The sequence below is a fragment of the Candidatus Protochlamydia sp. R18 genome (assembly GCF_000648255.1).
Classification (GTDB): domain Bacteria; phylum Chlamydiota; class Chlamydiia; order Chlamydiales; family Parachlamydiaceae; genus Protochlamydia; species Protochlamydia amoebophila.
Window position 1 is genome coordinate 1 of sequence record NZ_BASL01000765.1, and the last position, 3,120, is coordinate 3,120.

Here is a 3,120-nt window from a genome sequence, read left to right on the forward strand (position 1 = left end):
AATCGCATTGGCAATTTGAAAAATACCAATCCAAGCAAAAATTAAACGAATCTGATTTAAGAATGAAGTCGAAAAATTTTTACGAGAAGATGAATGAAATATTAAGTTTTTGATTGAACCAAGAAATGTAATTTTACGTTTTGTTGTTTGCTGCGAGTGTAAATTTACGCCTGTTAGAGAAGTTTGCGTTGTTGACGTTTGCGAATCTGAAACTTGAGAGGAATTAAATAGTTTGGTAATTTTTTTCATTAATCGCTCAGTTTCTTGTATTTCTTGTAACCGGTTTTCCAACCTTTCATGTGTTTGATCGATTTCTTTTATATCGATTTTAAGGGCTTGTACACCTTCAGTTAGCTTATTTGTTTCTTCCGCAAGCCGTTCGTTATCTTCTCCAAACTTTTCTACTCCTTGTGCAAACCGTTTGTTATCTTCTCCAAGCTCTTCCACTGCTTGTGCAAACCGTTTGTTATCTTCTCCAAGCTCTTCCACTGCTTGTGCAAGCTGTTTGCCATCTTCTCGAAGCTCTTCTACACCTTTTACAAACTCTTCATCATCTTGTTGAAACTGTTTTATTTCTTGCCTAAGAATTTCTAGTTCCTCATAAGATTCTTGAAGTTCTTGAAAGGCTTGATTGAATGCCTTTAAATCAGCGGATTTTTTCTCATTTATTGTATTCATAAAGTCTATGTGAGAGCGCAGTATTTCACATTGCGTTTGCATGGATGCCAGTAGTGGATTTTGTTCTTTTCCGTTATCTAGTTCTTCTTGAGTGGGAATAGAAGTATACACTCTTATTCCCTCAATCTCTGCCTGAATTTGCCCAATGGTTTCCCTTGTTTCAGCCTGGATAAGGCAAGTTTCTGCAACCGTTTGCTTAAATTCTTGTTGTTGGGCTTCTAAATCCTGAATTTGAGGAATAATAGTGGAAAGTTTTTCATCAATTTTGCGACAACCGCTATCAATTTTATGGCAGGCAGCGTTGGTAAGAGAATTTTTTTTCTTCAAATTAAAGATGTAGATTTTTCGCTGCAAAATAAGTTTGCGCAAAAGTTGATTTTGCTCTTCCAACTGTTCTGAATAATCTTTTTTGAGAAAAAAATTGCGGCAGTAGTCTTCTAACGTTGCGGAAGGGTCAACTTCATTCTCTGGGGAAGGATGGTCGAGTTCTTCTTGCATGCGATCAACAAGTGTTTGAAGGAAAGCATTAACTTGCTGAGCTTCAAGTGATGAAGAAGATAACATAGCATACTCCATTGTATGAAAAGATATAATCAATATTATACACAGGTTAGATTTTTTTTCCAACCTGTGTTTTAGCAAAAAACTATTTAATTAGCTTAGATAACAAACTGATTAACAAGGGCAAATAAGCGATCGAAGCTCCCCCTAAACCAAATACTATTCCCTCTCTTAACATGTTTTGCCATGTAAAAAATCCAGGTTTACTCAGCAGATTTGATAAATTACTTTCTAATTTGTGCCGTTCATCCTCATTAAACCCAAACGCTGTTGTACAATCTTTAACCCAATTTTGAAGTTCATTTAAATCATTTAAATTTATTAAGCTAAGACGCGTAATAAGTTCTTTGATTTCTTCTCTGGATTGAATTTTGCTGCTCAATTTTTTTAATTCTTCTTGAGATACAAGTCTATTGTCAATCTCTTTTAGTTTATTTTCAAGCTTTTGGTAATCCGTTTGTTGTCTTGCTATTACTTGCTGGGATTGATTTAGCTCGTGTTGAGTTTGGTCTAATTTTTGTGCCATTTGGACATGTGCTACTTCTTTTTCAGCCAACCTCTGTCTTGCTTGTGTATGGCCTGCTTGTTCTTGAACTAATCTCTGTTTTGCATGGGTATGATCTGCTTGTTCTTTAAGCAATCGCCGTCTTGTTTGAGTATGTCCTGCTTCTTCTTCTGCCAATCTCTGTTTTGCTTGATCGCGATCTTTTCTAATTAAAATGCCTTCCTGAGTAAGATTTTCACATTTAAGCTTTTCATTAGCAATTATTCTTGTTTTTTCAGAAATCTCTGAATTACTACTTCTTTCTAACTCAGAATAGCGACTTTGTGCTTCACTTAAATCTTTTTTGAGTTTTTCTATTTCTTCTTGCTGTGTTTTCTTTTGATTTTCAAGTTCAGTTTTTTCTTTGTGTAAACCTTCTAATGTCGTATTTAAACTCTCTTTTTCCTTGACAAGTTCGGCATTTTTATTGATAAGTCTTGCATTTCTCTCAGAAAGTTCTTGTTTTTCTTTTTCATATTTTTTAAGCGTTACTTGAATTTCTGCTATTTGCTTGACTTTTTCATTTAACGTTTCTTCGGTTTTTTTCAAATTACTTTGAACTGTTTGAAATTCATTCTGAAGGAGATTTATTTGTTGCTCTTGGTTAAGCATTGTCTCTTTAAATTTAACATTATCTTTTTTAAGTTCAATATTATCTTTCTGTAGAATGCAAACTTGTTGATTACACTTCAAAATTAGTTCAGAGGTCTCATTAATCCTTTCTATTAATTCTCTATTTCTTGTCTCTGCTTCTTGATTTTGCCTATTCATAGCAGCTTCAATCAATTGATTTAAGCTTTGTTGTGAATAAATATTCAAAGTTTGAGCTTCCATAGTATCACCTCTTGAAAATGTTTGAATTTAACTTAAAAAATTTATTTTTTATAAATATTTTTCACTGTTAATGGATAAAAAAATATTTATAAACCCATAAAAAAATTTTAAAGTTTTTAAGTCAACCTTTTTTCTTTCTTCGAATTGTTAATTTATCAATGCTCATAAATTTACGTAGCTTATTTTCTAAACTTTCATCGTTTTATTTTTGAAACTGAAAAATCGCTTAATGAAAGTTCTTTTAAAGCCTCCTTATTTACCTATATGCTGTTTAATTTTAAAATTTATTGAAGTAAATAATTCTAATTGTAACTTTAAATTTATCAGCGAAATAAAGAGCTTTTTTAATGATTCGGGTAGTTTTGCAAAAAGAAGCTCAGCGGTTTTTTTATCTCGAGGACCCACTTGCCTGGCAAGCACTTGGCGACTTTTTTTATGTAAGACGAGCCATAACCACTGATCATTTTTCTTATTTCCTACAAAACTCCATAGCTCATCTACTT

The 3,120-nt window shown here is 32.7% G+C and carries 2 protein-coding genes and 1 pseudogene; all 3 read right to left on the minus strand.

The genetic code is table 11. The features are described from left to right. On the minus strand, positions 1–1,242 hold a 1,242-nt coding region (locus TY19_RS10175), incomplete at its 3' end, for a hypothetical protein (protein ID WP_042282261.1). Between the two features lie 82 nt (positions 1,243–1,324). Beyond that, a complete protein-coding gene (locus TY19_RS10180; protein WP_042282264.1) occupies positions 1,325–2,617 on the minus strand; it encodes a hypothetical protein in 1,293 nt (430 codons plus the stop codon). 310 nt (positions 2,618–2,927) lie between these two features. Further along, positions 2,928–3,120: pseudogene (locus TY19_RS10185) on the minus strand (IS1 family transposase); the annotation flags it as partial.

Excerpts from the sequence above, each read along its gene's own strand:
- TY19_RS10180 (WP_042282264.1), bottom strand. The coding sequence starts at position 2,617 with ATGGAAGCTCAAACTTTGAATATTTATTCACAACAAAGCTTAAATCAA.